14 protein-coding genes are annotated in these 14,939 nt (G+C 35.5%); all 14 read right to left on the minus strand.

The window, feature by feature from the left end; translation table 11 throughout:
• The 14 genes from BCELL_RS15830 to icd all read right to left on the minus strand — a co-directional run bounded on the left by BCELL_RS15830 (position 1) and on the right by icd (position 14,830).
• Positions 1–1,401, minus strand: coding sequence for a replication initiation and membrane attachment family protein (locus tag BCELL_RS15830; protein ID WP_041809120.1), 1,401 nt, complete (start codon positions 1,399–1,401; stop codon positions 1–3).
• Between the two features lie 95 nt (positions 1,402–1,496).
• Complete coding sequence (gene nrdR, locus BCELL_RS15835) at positions 1,497–1,961, minus strand: transcriptional regulator NrdR (RefSeq protein WP_013489780.1); 465 nt, start codon at positions 1,959–1,961, stop codon at positions 1,497–1,499.
• 35 nt (positions 1,962–1,996) lie between these two features.
• Entirely contained in the window at positions 1,997–2,407 is a 411-nt protein-coding gene (locus BCELL_RS15840) for a hypothetical protein (RefSeq protein WP_013489781.1), read from the minus strand.
• A 197-nt stretch (positions 2,408–2,604) separates the two neighbouring features.
• Positions 2,605–2,967 carry an adenosylmethionine decarboxylase gene (gene speD, locus BCELL_RS15845; RefSeq protein WP_013489782.1) on the minus strand — a complete coding sequence of 121 codons (363 nt, stop codon included), beginning with the start codon at positions 2,965–2,967 and terminating at the stop codon, positions 2,605–2,607.
• 122 nt (positions 2,968–3,089) lie between these two features.
• Entirely contained in the window at positions 3,090–3,344 is a 255-nt protein-coding gene (locus BCELL_RS15850) for a DUF2524 family protein (RefSeq protein WP_013489783.1), read from the minus strand.
• 98 nt (positions 3,345–3,442) lie between these two features.
• Complete coding sequence (gene coaE, locus BCELL_RS15855) at positions 3,443–4,042, minus strand: dephospho-CoA kinase (RefSeq protein WP_013489784.1); 600 nt, start codon at positions 4,040–4,042, stop codon at positions 3,443–3,445.
• Positions 4,043–4,087: 45 nt separating this feature from the next.
• Entirely contained in the window at positions 4,088–4,726 is a 639-nt protein-coding gene (gene ytaF, locus BCELL_RS15860) for a sporulation membrane protein YtaF (protein WP_013489785.1), read from the minus strand.
• Positions 4,727–4,846: 120 nt separating this feature from the next.
• Positions 4,847–5,683 carry a DNA-formamidopyrimidine glycosylase gene (mutM, locus tag BCELL_RS15865; RefSeq protein ID WP_013489786.1) on the minus strand — a complete coding sequence of 279 codons (837 nt, stop codon included), beginning with the start codon at positions 5,681–5,683 and terminating at the stop codon, positions 4,847–4,849.
• Between the two features lie 26 nt (positions 5,684–5,709).
• Positions 5,710–8,334 carry a DNA polymerase I gene (gene polA / locus BCELL_RS15870; protein WP_013489787.1) on the minus strand — a complete coding sequence of 875 codons (2,625 nt, stop codon included), beginning with the start codon at positions 8,332–8,334 and terminating at the stop codon, positions 5,710–5,712.
• Between the two features lie 469 nt (positions 8,335–8,803).
• Positions 8,804–10,582: a two-component system histidine kinase PnpS gene (gene pnpS, locus BCELL_RS15875; RefSeq protein WP_013489788.1), complete on the minus strand. Its 1,779-nt coding sequence runs from the start codon at positions 10,580–10,582 to the stop codon at positions 8,804–8,806.
• The gene (locus BCELL_RS15880; RefSeq protein ID WP_013489789.1) at positions 10,575–11,291 is read right to left on the minus strand and encodes a response regulator transcription factor; all 717 of its coding nucleotides are present in this window, start codon (positions 11,289–11,291) and stop codon (positions 10,575–10,577) included. Before BCELL_RS15880 ends, pnpS begins: the two co-directional genes overlap by 8 nt.
• 696 nt (positions 11,292–11,987) lie before the next feature.
• Positions 11,988–12,467, minus strand: coding sequence for a hotdog family protein (locus BCELL_RS15885; protein ID WP_013489790.1), 480 nt, complete (start codon positions 12,465–12,467; stop codon positions 11,988–11,990).
• Between the two features lie 104 nt (positions 12,468–12,571).
• Entirely contained in the window at positions 12,572–13,516 is a 945-nt protein-coding gene (mdh, locus tag BCELL_RS15890; RefSeq protein WP_013489791.1) for a malate dehydrogenase, read from the minus strand.
• Positions 13,517–13,564: 48 nt separating this feature from the next.
• On the minus strand, positions 13,565–14,830 hold the full coding sequence (gene icd, locus BCELL_RS15895; protein ID WP_013489792.1) for an NADP-dependent isocitrate dehydrogenase: 1,266 nt from the start codon (positions 14,828–14,830) through the stop codon (positions 13,565–13,567).
• Positions 14,831–14,939 lie beyond the last annotated feature (109 nt).

Here is a 14,939-nt window from a genome sequence, read left to right on the forward strand (position 1 = left end):
TTATCCCTCCTTCTTCGAGTTCTTTAACATTTCTTTATATAATTCCACTTTCTTTTTAGCTTCTGACAATTGTTCTGCACTTTCTGTTTTGCTTTTCCACTTATCTTCCGTCATCCATTTAGGCAAAGGTTCTTGGCGTACATTTTTAGAAGTATTCTTTATCGTATTAGCCGCCTTCGTTTCTTTACTTTTTTGGAAGCTTTCTATTTTATCATATTCTTTCCTAGCAAAATTCATCGCTTCTTTCACCGTCTTTAAATTCGCTCGCGCCCAGTGACTGGCAATTTTATATGCTAAGTTTTTATTTAATTTTTTATCATGCATAATAAAAATATATTCAAGTAAAACATTTACAACACCAGGTTCAAGCTTATAATCAAACATGAGCTTTTCAATTATCTCTAAATCGCTTGGCGAAACTTTAGCACCATTTCCCCAGTCCTGCATAAATTCAATTGGTGATGTCGTTTCGAAGTAATAAATTTGTTCTTCTTCTGCTGTTTTAGGTTTTTCTATCGTACGTAGCGCTTCCGGATGTACTCGTAAGCCAAGTGTAGGTGGCTTATCGATTTCATTCATACGGTACCTACGTTTCACTTGTTTTTTGAATTCTTCTTCATCTAACTCATCGGTATGCAAAATGGAATCTTGGACAACCTTACTCATTTCATTAGGGGTTAATTTATATAAAAATGCCATTTTATAAATTAATGCTTTTTTATCTCGTTTTAATAGCCCATCCTTCACTACAAATGGAGGCAAAAATGATAAAAAGGCGTTAAAGTCAAAATCAATTCCTTCAATAATGTAATTTTCATTCTTCTTGCGTCCCTCAAGAGCGTCACTTCTTGTTAAAACATCATCCATATCTGGGTGTACACTATTTAATTCTGAAGGATGTAGAGAAGTAAATACTTGATCAAATGATCTCGTAATATCTTCATGATTGCTAATATCGACTTGTTCTACTTTAAAGCAGTTACGTAGCTGAATATATCTGTCTTTACTTCCGATTCGATTATATAAAAAGACACTCAACATATCATCTAAAAAAAAGGATTCTGGTGACATTGGAGGTTGTAATTCATAATAATGAACAAATTCATCTGTCTGTTTTTCTCTATATACTTTTAACAATCCTATTGCTTCTAGCTTTTTTCGCTCTTGAAAAATTTCATCAAGGTGCTTTCCCGTATAGATCATTAATGTTTTATGTGTTCGCTCAATTTTTTTACCTACATGCCTACTTAACTCGCTTGCTAACGTCATATATAAACTAAAAGCTGTAGCTCCTATTAACGGTTGATATAGTAACGTTAATACATCTCTATCTGTTTCGTGTAAGCGATCCTTCATATAAGCAATAAATCGATCAGACGGTAAAATTTCTTTCCAATGCAAAGCCTTCACCTTTTCTTCTTTAAAGTTAGTAATAGATATATATATAGTCGATAAAGATAAAAAAGGAGCGTTCACTTCGCTCCAAGATCATCATTCTACTTTTTATTTTCCCTATCTAATAGTTCTTTAAGTTCTTCAACAAATACGTTTATATCTTTAAACTGTCGATAAACAGAAGCAAACCGCACATATGCAACATCATCTAATACAACGAGATGCTCCATTACTTGTTCACCAATTTCATTAGATGGTACCTCTGATAATCCCTTGTTGCGAATCTCTTTTTCAACATCTTCTACAAGTTTTTCAAGCTTTTCTAACGGGACTGGACGTTTTTCACAAGCACGAATAAGACCTCTCAATACTTTCTCTCTACTAAATTCTTCTCTATTTCCACCTTTTTTCACAACAATTAATGGTGTTTTTTCAACACGTTCAAAGGTTGTAAAACGGTAGCTACATTCCTCACACTCTCTACGGCGGCGAATGGAATGCCCTTCATCACTCGGCCTTGAATCTAAGACCCTTGTCCCATTATGATGACAGCTTGGACAAATCATATGTTGATCATCTCCGATTGGTCTTTATCCGTTAATTAATATTTAATAAGCTCGTCTCCTAAGCCACTACCTATAAAAGTTAGTCGCTTGTCTAAATCTTCATAAATCCCATAAATAACATGACGACTATGTCCAAAATCAGTAAATAGCACCGTATCTGTATCTACTGAAATATCCACAGCTGTTTTATTTGGTCTTACCATAATAACAGTAAAAACAATTAACTTCTTCTTTCCTTTCTTTACTTTCACAATTACTTCTCCACGATCCTCTTCAACTCTAGCTATTTCATAACCTTGGCGCTGATTTATTACACCTTCGATTTCTGCAATAACTTTATCTTTCATTGCTTTGTAATACCGTGTCCTTAACTTTTCATCAAAATGATTTTCCTTCGTTTCTGTATGATTTCCTAAATACAATTTTGCTTTTTGTATTATTCCCATTTTATCATCCCACCTTACCAATTTAAGAATAGCAAGAAATAAGACTTTATTCAATTAAAATTAGATGGAAATAATGAAAAGTTAATGCATAAGGAATGTGACACCATCGGTAATTTGGTGTCACATTAATGAAATGTTAAAAGCTAATTTAAAACAGTTTTTGAAAGTTTTGCACTTTCTCCTTATCTACCCTTTTCTTATTGATTTATTTTGATAGGACCTATACCTCGAGATAATTCTAACGATTGTGTCGACTTTGCTTCTAGAGATCCCATAATATAGTTTGCTGCAACATGCGGGTCTAGATCTCCACAAGTGTAAATATCAATGCTAGCATATTTATGCTCCGGAAAACTATGAATAGTTAAGTGTGACTCACTAATGATCACTACTCCACTTATTCCGTATGGTGCAAATTTATGAAATACTACTTCTCTTACTTCCGCACCCGCTTCTAGTGCCGCATCCACAAAAACCCTTTCCATGTATTGCATATCAATTAATTTTTCTAAGTTACAATCCTTTAATTCTGCAATAACATGCCTGCCCATCGTATTCATAAGAGTCACAACCCCTTTACAACTTGCTATTCGCTTTTTCACACATAGCACGAGGAAAAACAATGTTATCAACCATAAGCTTGCTGTGTATGGGTTTGAAGAACTTTTATTCACTCAAAAAACTATATTCCTCTTGTCATTACTTCTTGTGTGTAAAGTACGAGGTCTCTCGCCTCACGAATAGCTACTTGCTCTTCAGGAGTAGCGGTTTCTAAAAGGACACTTGCCTCTTCTTCTAATTCCTTTAATTGTTTGAACGCATAACTATACTCTGTTGGATCGTATTCTCTTATTATTTTTATATCTAATAATTCCTTTTGCGCTTCCTCGACTGTCTCTTTTACGTTCATCATGTAATGTGTAATGCTAGTATTCATTCACTTACCTCCATATATGTTGTCTAACGTTATTATGAAGTGTAACGTGTAAAAAGATACACTTTCATTCACAGAAGTAACAAATGGAGATGCTAAATTTATTTGCATATTAATTGCCAGCGGTGAATGAGTTCATTTAATTGCTTTTTAGTGTCTTCAAATGTGCCATCATTGTAGATAATTGCATTTGCGTATTTTTTCTTTTCGTCAATTGGTATTTGTGCATGTATTCGGCTAAGTGCTTCTTTTTCCGTTGATGAATCACGAGTCATGAGGCGTCTTAACTGTATCGTTTGAGGGACATATACTAGTAATACCTTCTCGACAAGAGAAAGAAGGTTACTCTCTATTAATAAAGGGATATCTAAAATAACAGTTTTATAACCATTTTTTTTATACATATTCGTTTCTTCTTTCATTTTTCTTCTAACAACGGGATGAACGATATCATTCAGTGCTTTTCTTTTCCCTTCATCTTTAAAAATAATTGAACCAAGCTTTTTTCGATCAATAGACGTGTCATGCAATAAAATGCCTTCTCCAAAGGTTTCCACAATTTTGATGTAAGCTTCACGTTTAGGCATTACAGCTTCTTTTGCTATTTGATCTGCATCTACTATTGGAAATCCTTTCTCCTTTAGCATAAGGGAGACAGTAGACTTCCCTGTAGCTATGCCTCCAGTAAGTCCGATAATCATGTGATACCTCCTTGTCCTAGTCATGATATGTATAAAGGGGTGTGATTACAGTTGCCACACCCCAATAATAATAAGTAATAAACCTGGTAAAAAAGAAAAGCGTTGTATCCACTTTATACCTGAAAATAACCAACCACTTTTCATACCAAGGCTTAAGAACACCCCACACATTACACCAACGCTAATTGCCATTAGCCAAGGTGAAAGTCCGATAAGAGAAGCGCCTATTCCTGCACCAAAAGCATCTAATGACAATGCTAGCCCTAGTAATAGTGCCTCTTTTCCAGTAATAGCACCCGAGTTATCTAAATCTGCTACCATAGGCTTTCTTAATATTTTTATAACGATACCTAACGTTTTTATTTCTAGATTAATTAATGTTTCTTTTTCTTTTTTTGTTTTCTTTTCAGTTTTTGCTGGTCGGTACGATTGATATATCGCCCAAGCACCAATCCCTATTAGTATAATGCCACCAATTGACTCTGCTACGCTAGTGGAAATTAGTTGCTGTAACCCACTACCTATCGCCATTGCAATTAAAATAGAAAAAGCTGAAAAGCCAGCTATAAACAGTAAGGAAGAAAAAGGTAACTTCATTTTTCTTAATCCGTACGTCAAACCGACTCCAAAGCTATCCATACTAACAGCGAATGCAAGAAGAAAAAGCGAGATCATTTCCGCCATTGGCATGAGCTCCTTCCTATCAGTGATACGATAGTATATGGTTAGAGCCTTTCCAATGTACTTGAAAAATGAAAGTTCGCTTCATCTTTTAAAAATGTTTACAATTTATCATGTCCCTCATCAATGATTACGTACCTTTTGGCAGGATGGACACGTATGAGTTCCTCTTCCACTAACAACGTTTTTTACAATTTCGTCTCCACACACTTTACATTCCATTCCTTTTCGACCATACACGTAAAGTGTTTGCTGAAACATCCCCATTTCTCCTTGACCATTTACGTATGTTTTTATAGAGGAGCCACCCATATTAACAGCTTCTTCTAACGTATCAACAATACTTTTGTGAAGCTTTTTCACATCATTGGTATTAAGTTCATTACTTGCAACCTCTGGATGGATATTAGCTCGAAACAATGCCTCATCAACATAAATATTTCCTAATCCAACGACATATGTCTGATCTAAAAGGGTCGCTTTAATATTTCTTGTTGTCTTATTTAAAAGATGATATAAACGTTCAGGCGTGAACTCATTTGAAAATGGTTCCACTCCTAACTGTATTAATGGTAAGTGATTGTACTCTTCTCCCTTTGGGAATAAGTGCATCGTCCCAAACTTACGCACATCTCGATAGCGTAGTTCTTTATTACTTTCTAAAATAAATCGAACGTGTGTATGTTTATCTGGCTCTTCGTCTTCAGAAAAGATGCCGTATCTCCCTTCCATACGTAGGTGAGAAATTAGCGCATAGTCATCTAATAGAAAAACAAGGAACTTCCCTCTTCTTTTAATATCGTGAAACGTTTGTCCAATTAGTTTTAGTCTAAATTCATCAATATCGTCTGGCTCCTTAATGATCTTTGGCCAGGAAACTCGTACATCTTTTATTGTCTCATTTAAGATTAACTTTTTTAACGTTCGTTTTACTGTTTCGACCTCTGGTAATTCGGGCATTTTTTCTCACCTTCTCATTGGCTCCATTACTTTGCGTCGTACCATGTATCTCCAAATGAAAAATCAACCTTTAAAGGAACTGCCAGGTTAACAGCATTCTCCATCACCTTTGGAACTAACTCTTTCATCGTCTCAATTTCCTCTTGAACTACTTCAAATATCAATTCATCATGTACTTGTAATAGGAGCGTAGACTTCAATCCTTTTTCCTTCATCTCTTCTTCCATTTTCACCATTGCTTTTTTAATAATATCAGCTGCACTTCCCTGTATAGGGGTATTCATTGCGGTACGTTCAGCAAAACTTCTTAAATTAAAGTTTCTAGAAGTAATTTCGGGTAAATACCTTCTTCTATGAAGCATCGTCGTAACATAGCCATTAACACGCGCTTCCTCCACAATCGATTCCATATACTCCTTCACTCCTGGATAGCTATCGAAGTAACGGTCAATAAACTTTTTCGCTTCTTTACGGGTAATCCCTAAGTTTTGTGATAGACCATAATCACTAATGCCGTATACAATTCCGAAATTGACTGCTTTTGCTGTTCTTCTCATTAAGCTCGTCACTTCATCTGCTGAAACATGAAATACATCCATCGCTGTTTTCGTATGCACATCCATATTTTCTTTGAAGGCATTTGTTAAATTTTCATCGTTTGATATATGTGCTAAAACACGAAGCTCAATTTGTGAATAATCAGCAGCAAAAATAACTGCATTTTCTCTTTCAGGCACAAATGCTCGTCTTATTTTTCTTCCTTCCTCAAGTCGAATTGGAATGTTTTGAAGGTTAGGCTCTGTTGAGCTTAGTCTCCCTGTTTGTGTTAATGCCTGGTTAAATATAGTGTGAATCTTTCCAGACTTTTGGTGTATGACTTTTAGTAATCCTTCAATGTAGGTTGAATTTAACTTACCAAGTTGACGGTACAGTAAAATTTTCTCCACAATCTCATGCTTGTCCCTTAACTGTTCTAATACATCAGCCGATGTCGAATAACCTGTCTTCGTCTTTTTAACAACTGGTAATTGCAGTTTATCAAATAATATTTCACCCAATTGCTTCGGAGAATTAATGTTAAATTCGACCCCTGCTAGCTCATGAATCTCTTTTTCCATCGTACTTAGTTTATCACTTAACGTTTCTCCCATCTGAAGAAGCTCTTCTTTATTTATACTAATACCATTCATCTCCATGTGGCCTAACACAATAGACAATGGCATTTCTAAATCTTTAAAAAGCTCAAATTGCTCATTCTCTTTTAGTTCACTTTCTAACTCTTCTTTCAATACATTAATAGCCGCAGCTTTTCTAACTAAATGCTGAGCCACGATTTCCTCTTCTGGGACTTGGCGCTTTTTCCCTTTCCCGTAAACAGCTTCATCCGATTTCACCGTATAGCTTCGTTTCCTATTTGAAATATCTGCCATTTCATGTGAGCTAGCGGAAGGATCAATTAAATAAGATGCAATTTGTATGTCGAACGTAACACCTCTTAAAGAGATATCGTTCCACCCTAAAGATACGATTGCTTGTTTTGCATTAAAAATCCATTTTTCGTTTTTCTCATCATTTGCCCATTTTTTAAACATGTCACTATTGATTGCTACTTCAGTTGGAATGTAGTAACTACCAACTTCATTTACAATAGAGATACCTACAATTTCTGCGTTGTGGTAGTTCTCTTCCAACACTTCGACAACAATTGCCGAAGGACTATATAGCATGTCCTCTGTTATAGTATGAACTACCTCCACGTCTACATCTACCAATGGCTGCTCTGCCTCTTCTTCTTGGTCAATCCTTTCAAGAAGTGAGTTAAATTCTAGCTCTTTAAACAAAGCGGTTACTTCTTTATTGTTAGGATCAGTAAGCTTTGTATCTTCAAAATCGATAGTAACAGGACTATTTAACTCAATTGTTGCAAGCTTTTTACTCATAAATGCGTTGTCTTTGTTCTCCGCTAGCTTTTCCTTTAACTTTTTCCCAGAGACATCTTCTAATGATTCATAAAGCTTTTCAACTGTTCCAAATTGCTTTAAAAGCTTTAGGGCTGTTTTTTCTCCAACACCTGGTACACCAGGAATATTGTCAGAGGCATCACCCATTAGTCCCTTCATGTCTATGATTTGCTCAGGTTTAATCCCATATTTTTCATCAATCATCTGCAAATCATATGTGTCCACATTCGTGATTCCTTTTCTAGTTAATGCTACTTTTACATTCTCGGACACTAGCTGTAATAAATCTTTATCACCACTAACAATCTTAACTTCCCAATTACTTTTCGAGGCTTTTGTTGAAAGTGTTCCAATAATGTCATCTGCTTCATAGTTTTCCACTTCATAATATGTAATATTAAAAGCCTTCAACAAATCTCTCATCACTGGGAGCTGTTCCGCTAGTTCTCCTGGAGTTTTCTGACGTTTACCTTTATATTCTTTGTATGTATTATGACGAAATGTCGTTTTCCCTGCATCAAACGCAACAAGCATATGTGTCGGTTTTTCTTCTTCTAATATCTTTAAAAGCATTGTAGTAAAACCATAAACTGCATTTGTAAATACACCTTTTTCATTATTTAACAATGGCAATGCAAAAAAAGCACGATACGCGATACTATTTCCGTCCACTAAGACGAGTTTATTCATAATTAAACACCTCATTAAAAAGTATAGGCTCATTATTCCAACCTTTTACTTATTTTATCATTTAAGAAAAACTTATAACAAGCTTCATGAAGCTTGTTATAGGTCTTTTATTAGTATGCCTTCGACAATCGAGTATTCTGGAGTAAATAGCGACGCAGAGTTTCACATTGCAAAATAAGAAAAACTAAAAACGATTTTGAAGCAAGGGCACTGAAAAAGGTGTTTTGTACTTTTTCAGTGCCCTCCTCAAAGCCCGTTTTTAGTCTTTTCTTAGAAGCAGTGGAAATCGTAGCTCTTAAAGTACTACTCTTCTCGCTAGTACGCACGGCGAAAAAATTCCACTGCCAAATTTATACTTATCTTAAAAAAAGAGAACGAAGTCTATATAGACATTCGTTCCTAAGGGGATGTATAGCTAGATTTACTATAACACCCCTTTGTAAATGAAATATTAAGCTAACGTAAAAAATTAATGAAACTTCTTTTCTTGTTGCTTTTTAAATTCCATTTTAAAAGTCGTCCCTTGACCAACTTCACTATCTACACTCATTGTTGCTCTATGAGCTTCAATTAAATGTTTTACGATTGCTAACCCTAATCCTGTTCCTCCAGAGTTACGACTACGTGCACGATCAACACGGTAAAAACGCTCAAAAATTCTCGGAATTTCTTTCTTGCTAATACCAATACCTGTATCTTGCACCTCCACAATAACTGTTTCAGCCTTTTCGATGACTTTTACATGAACTTCTCCATCGTTCGGTGTGTACATGATCGCGTTATTGATAATGTTAATAAAAACTTGTTTTATACGATGTGCATCAGCCTCTATGACAGTGTCACCAATTACTTCTTTTGAAAAATGAATATTTTTATTTTGAGCTTTACTCTCTAACATCATAAAAACATCACTTAATAAAACATCGATATTCACCAAATCCCAATTCAATACGAATTGTGATCCTTCTATCTTTGAGAGTTCCAATAAATCATGAATGAGAGATTCTAGCCTTTCTGATTCATTAGAGATAATCGTTAGAAATTTCTCTCTTAACTGCTCATCATGTACGGCTCCAGAGAGAAGTGTTTCTGTGAATCCTTTAAGTGATGTAACTGGTGTTTTCAGTTCATGAGACACATTTGCAACAAAATCTTTTCTAGCCTGCTCAAGCTTTTTCAATTCGGTTATATCGTGAAAAACAAGAACTATACCAGTAAGACTTAAATCAGAACCGATAATTGGTGCACCGTAAACATCAAAATGTCTAATCTCAATACCTATAGGTAGTGCTAAATGTTTTTTAATTCTTTTCTCTGTTAACAATATTTCCTGGATAAACTTGATGACTTCCCTATGCTTAATAACTTGGTAATACAATTTATTAATCCAGTGATCCGTATTTTCTTGAAAAATTGATTGGCATGTTTTATTTACTAACGTTATATCCCCTTTAGAATTAATAAGTAGTAAGCCACTGCCCATATTATCAATTAACGTTTCAAGTCTATCTTGCTGTACTTCATACGTTTTCGTAATATGTGATAAATTTTCTGCTAATACATTTAAAGAACGATTCAATTGTCCCGCTTCGTTTGGAATACCTTCATACGTTCTAACAGAAAAATTTCCTTTCGCCAATTGATTAGCAACTATTCGTGCATCTTCTATAGGTGTAAGCTGTTGATTCGTTATTTTAGTAATTAAAACAACAATCACAACAAATCCTATTAAAAAACTAACGAAAATGACACCCCATATATTTTGATACATAGAATTTAATTGTTCTATTGGTATACCTGTCCTAATATAAGCTGTTTGCTCACCTGATTGGATAAATGGAATAGCATAATAAAGTAGCTCTTTATTTACCGTATTACTGAATCGTACTTCTTGTCCTGCCCCAAGTTCGTTCACTCTTTGAATTTCGGGACGAGATAAGTGGTTCTCCATTAGCTCGGCTTCACCATGCGTTTCCCCAATGACATTTCCATCCATATCAATCATTGTAATTCTAATCTCAAGCCTATCGGCCATTGCATTCATTTTCTGACCAAGAAGCTTTTGATCGCTTAAAGGTACGTCTTCAATATATAAAGCGACCACTTCTGTCTCTTTAGCAATTCGCTCACTCATTCGCTCAAAGTAAAACTCCTTAAATAAAGGGCCTAAAATTACACCTAAACTTGTTAGCACAATTAAAATTATGAGTGTAATCGGAAAAATGAGTTTAGCTCGGAAACTATTCATCTTTTAGCGGTACCTCTAACTTATAACCTAATCCTCGAATCGTTTTTATATATATTGGTTTTTTTGTATTAGGTTCTATTTTCTCTCTTAAGTGACTAATGTGAACATCTACAATTCTTGTATCACCAACAAATTCATAATTCCAAACGGCATTTAAGAGCTGGTCTCTTGTCATGACACGCCCTTTATGATTAGCTAAGTACAAAAGTAATTCGAACTCTTTAGGTGTAAGCTCTAGCTGATTGCCTTTTAAAAACACTTCGTAATTATCAGAATAAATTTCAACATCACCAATGACTATTTTTTCTTTTTCATTATCATCCTTTTCACTTCGCTTCGCTGCTTTCGTTCTTCTTAAAATTGCCCTAACTCTAGCTACAACCTCTCTTGGACTAAATGGCTTTGTTAAGTAATCGTCTGCGCCTAACTCTAAACCTAGTACTTTATCAAATTCGTCGTCCTTGGCTGTTAACATTAAGATAGGCGTCATTATTTTATTTTGTCTTAACTGCTTACAAACTTCTAATCCATCCATTTCTGGAAGCATTAAATCTAATACAATAAAATCGAATGACTCATTTAGTGCTTTATCAAGTGCTGTCTGTCCATCCATCGCCGTAGAAACTTGAAATCCCCCTTGCTCCAAATTAAATTGAAGTAAAGTAACAATAGATTCTTCATCATCTACGACTAGTATGTGCTGTGCCATCACAATTCCTCCTAATAGATATCACTGCAGTTTACAACGATATCATGTCATTCGCTATATATCCCCAAAAGATTTTATATTTTTTATTTTCTTTTATCTTACTATATTTTTGCATTTAGACAAATCAAATTTTTCTCTACATAGCAAAGAATGTTTGTGTTTGAAAAAATAGAGGAACACATATTACTTTTATTTGACATTTCTATATAAGAGGAGTTAAATGTTGGTTCAGATAAAGTGAGGTAAGTTCCCTTTATTGATGGCGATTAATTCGTTCATAGACACTCACACTTGGATTCCTATGATGATGGGATATTAAATATTTGTTCATGTACACTCAGACATGCGGTGCTCTCATGATGGGATATTAAACTTCTGTTCATAGACACTCACACTTGGATTCCTCTCATGATGGGATATTAAATATTAGTTCTTGTACACTCAGACATGCGGTGCTCTGATGATGGGATATTAAACTTCTGTTCATAGACACTCAGAATGGCGTTACTCTTCTAACGGGTGATTAAACTTCATTTTATTTACATTTAGACTCTCCCCTTTTGAGGAGAGATAAAACACTAAAGAATACAACACATTTTTGATAATCGAAATATCTCTCAAATACTGGAAATAAATTAAAACAAAAAAGAGCGGATTGCTCCATGAGCATCGCACTCTTCGACTAAAACATATCAATTAAAAGTTCTCAAAATTGCCCGCATCATGTGTCATCGGCTTCCAAGGATAAGGAGGAGTTACTTCTATTTCTCCTTCTAACACTTTTTCTTCTATTTCATTCACTCCTAGAGCTTCAATGGTGATTTTATGTTTACTATGATCAATTTCCTTTATTTTCATTTTCAATGAAAGTGTTCCATAGTGATATAGAGGGTGCGGATAGGAAAGATTTAATTTATTTATGGTGCTCCCAGGTCCCGGTAAGTGCATCGATATAACAGTTGTTACAATACCATTTATCATCACGTTTGGAACAATTGGCTTTTTATATGGAGTTCTAGCTGTATAATCATGCTGGATATAAACTGGATTTGCATCATCTGTGAAGCCTAAGTATAATAAAATATCTTTATCATTGATGGCTTGTGACATTTCAAAAGTTTGACCTATATGCAATTGATCTATCAATTGGCCAAGTTTTCTTTTTTTCGCAAACAAACAATCACCCCTTACAATCATTGCGTGATAAAAAGTAAGCGCTTACAATATTGTTAAATAAAGAAATCCAGAAATTATCTGGATCTCTTTATTATTTTACACGTTTATGCCTTATCCAATACATTCATGACATTTTTTACAGAAGCTACTGATTTAGCTAATGCTGATTTCTCATCATCATTTAAATCAAGTTCTATCACTTTTTCAATTCCACTGCCACCGAGGATGGTAGGAACTCCTAAGTAAATGTCTTCGTATCCGTATTCACCTTCTAAATACGCGATTGAAGGCAAAATACGTTTTTTATCTTTCAAAATTGCTTCTACCATTTGCACGATGGAGGCCGCTGGCGCAAAATAAGCACTGCCCGTACCTAGTAGATTGACAATTTCACCGCCGCCTTTTCTCGTACGTTCAACAATTTCTTCTAATCGTTCTTCAGCTATTAAAGACTGTAATGGAATACCACCAGCATAGGAATAACGGAGCATTGGCACCATGTCATCACCATGTCCACCTAGTACAAACCCAGTAACATCTTCAACAGATATGTTTAATTCTTGTGCAACAAATGTCCTGAATCGAGCTGTGTCAAGCACCCCTGATTGACCAATAACTCGATTTTTAGGTAAGCCGGATTCTTTAAACACTGTATAAGTCATCGCATCTACAGGGTTTGTTAAAACAATAATAAAGCAGTCTGGCGAATACTTTACAATTTCCTTTGTAACTGACTTCATTATCCCAGCATTCGTTGCAACTAAATCATCTCGACTCATCCCTGGTTTTCTTGGAATTCCAGCTGTAATAACTACAATATCTGAGCCTTCCGTATCCTTATAATCTGATGTACCTATAATATTGGCATCAAATCCTTGTACCGGACTAGATTCCAACATATCTAGCGCTTTACCTTTAGTAGGACCTTCCGATTGCGGGATATCCACTAATACGACATCTCCTAATTCCTTTTGTGCTGCCAGTAATGCTGTTGTTGTTCCTGTGAATCCCCCACCAACAACTGTAATCTTCCTTCTTTTAATAGCCATGTATGTTGCTCCCCCCCCAATGATTAATATTCCGATTAATCACATTTATTACAGATTATTAATTAATTCTGTACCAAATGCAGAGCAAGATACTTCAGTAGCGCCTTCCATTAAACGAGCGAAATCATATGTTACTACTTTACTACCTATTGTTTTGTCCATAGAGTTCTCAATTAAGTCTGCTGCTTCAGTCCATCCTAAGTGTCGTAACATTAGCACCCCTGATAATAGTACCGACGATGGATTTACTTTATCGAGTCCTGCGTATTTAGGAGCTGTACCATGTGTTGCTTCAAAAATTGCATGACCTGTGTCGTAATTGATGTTTGCTCCAGGTGCAATTCCGATTCCACCTACTTGCGCTGCAAGTGCATCAGATACGTAATCCCCATTTAAGTTCATCGTAGCAACGACATCAAATTCTTTTGGACGTGTTAAAATTTGCTGTAGGAAAATGTCCGCTATTGCATCTTTTACAATAATTTTCCCTTCCGCTTCCGCTTTAGATTGTGCTTCATTCGCAGCATCACGACCACTTTCTTCTACAATTTTATCGTATTGTGCCCATGTGAACACTTTATCTCCAAATTCCTTCTCTGCTAATTCATAGCCCCAATTTTTAAAAGCACCTTCCGTAAATTTCATGATGTTCCCTTTATGAACTAGAGTGACACTTTTTCGTCCTTCATCAATAGCATATTGAATTGCTGAACGGACGAGGCGGTGTGTCCCTTCTTCAGAAACAGGTTTTACACCGATTCCAGACGTTTCTGGGAAGCGAATCTTTGTTGCTCCCATTTCTGTCTGTAGGAAATTTATTAATTTTTTCACTTCGTCTGAGCCTTTTTGGAACTCAATACCTGCATAAATGTCCTCTGTGTTTTCACGGAAAATGACCATATCTGTATCTTCTGGACGCTTTACTGGTGAAGGAACCCCTTCAAACCATCTAACTGGTCGTACACAAGCGAATAAATCTAGCTCTTGTCGGAGAGCAACGTTTAACGATCTAAAACCTCCACCAATTGGTGTTGTTAAAGGACCTTTAATGGCAATTAAGTATTCTCTTATTGTATCTAGCGTTTCATTAGGAAGCCATTCTCCTGTTTGGTTAAAAGCTTTTTCACCTGCTAGTACTTCTTTCCATTCAATCTTCTTTTCGCCATTATACGCTTTTTCAACAGCCGCTTCGATTACTCTTGATGCCGCTGCCCAAATATCTGGACCAATCCCATCTCCTTCGATGTATGGTATAACTGGTTGATTAGGAACATTAAGTACCCCATTATTTACTGTTATTTTTTCTCCTGTCATACTAAATACCTCCCGATAATTCTATTTGTTATTTTGATTTAGTAGGAAATTCTACTAGAACATCCCTTTATGTAACCAATGGGAAGAGGAGTTCCATAAGGTACTCTCT

This window comes from Evansella cellulosilytica DSM 2522 (assembly GCF_000177235.2).
Lineage (GTDB): Bacteria > Bacillota > Bacilli > Bacillales > Salisediminibacteriaceae > Evansella > Evansella cellulosilytica.

Coding starts and splice junctions, on each gene's coding strand:
- nrdR (WP_013489780.1), bottom strand. CDS start 1,961: ATGATTTGTCCAAGCTGTCATCATAATGGGACAAGGGTCTTAGATTCA.
- BCELL_RS15840 (WP_013489781.1), bottom strand. CDS start 2,407: ATGGGAATAATACAAAAAGCAAAATTGTATTTAGGAAATCATACAGAA.
- speD (WP_013489782.1), bottom strand. CDS start 2,967: ATGAATACGATGGGCAGGCATGTTATTGCAGAATTAAAGGATTGTAAC.
- BCELL_RS15850 (WP_013489783.1), bottom strand. CDS start 3,344: ATGAATACTAGCATTACACATTACATGATGAACGTAAAAGAGACAGTC.
- coaE (WP_013489784.1), bottom strand. CDS start 4,042: ATGATTATCGGACTTACTGGAGGCATAGCTACAGGGAAGTCTACTGTC.
- ytaF (WP_013489785.1), bottom strand. CDS start 4,726: ATGGCGGAAATGATCTCGCTTTTTCTTCTTGCATTCGCTGTTAGTATG.
- mutM (WP_013489786.1), bottom strand. CDS start 5,683: ATGCCCGAATTACCAGAGGTCGAAACAGTAAAACGAACGTTAAAAAAG.
- polA (WP_013489787.1), bottom strand. CDS start 8,334: ATGAATAAACTCGTCTTAGTGGACGGAAATAGTATCGCGTATCGTGCT.
- pnpS (WP_013489788.1), bottom strand. CDS start 10,582: ATGAATAGTTTCCGAGCTAAACTCATTTTTCCGATTACACTCATAATT.
- BCELL_RS15880 (WP_013489789.1), bottom strand. CDS start 11,291: ATGGCACAGCACATACTAGTCGTAGATGATGAAGAATCTATTGTTACT.
- mdh (WP_013489791.1), bottom strand. CDS start 13,516: ATGGCTATTAAAAGAAGGAAGATTACAGTTGTTGGTGGGGGATTCACA.
- icd (WP_013489792.1), bottom strand. CDS start 14,830: ATGACAGGAGAAAAAATAACAGTAAATAATGGGGTACTTAATGTTCCT.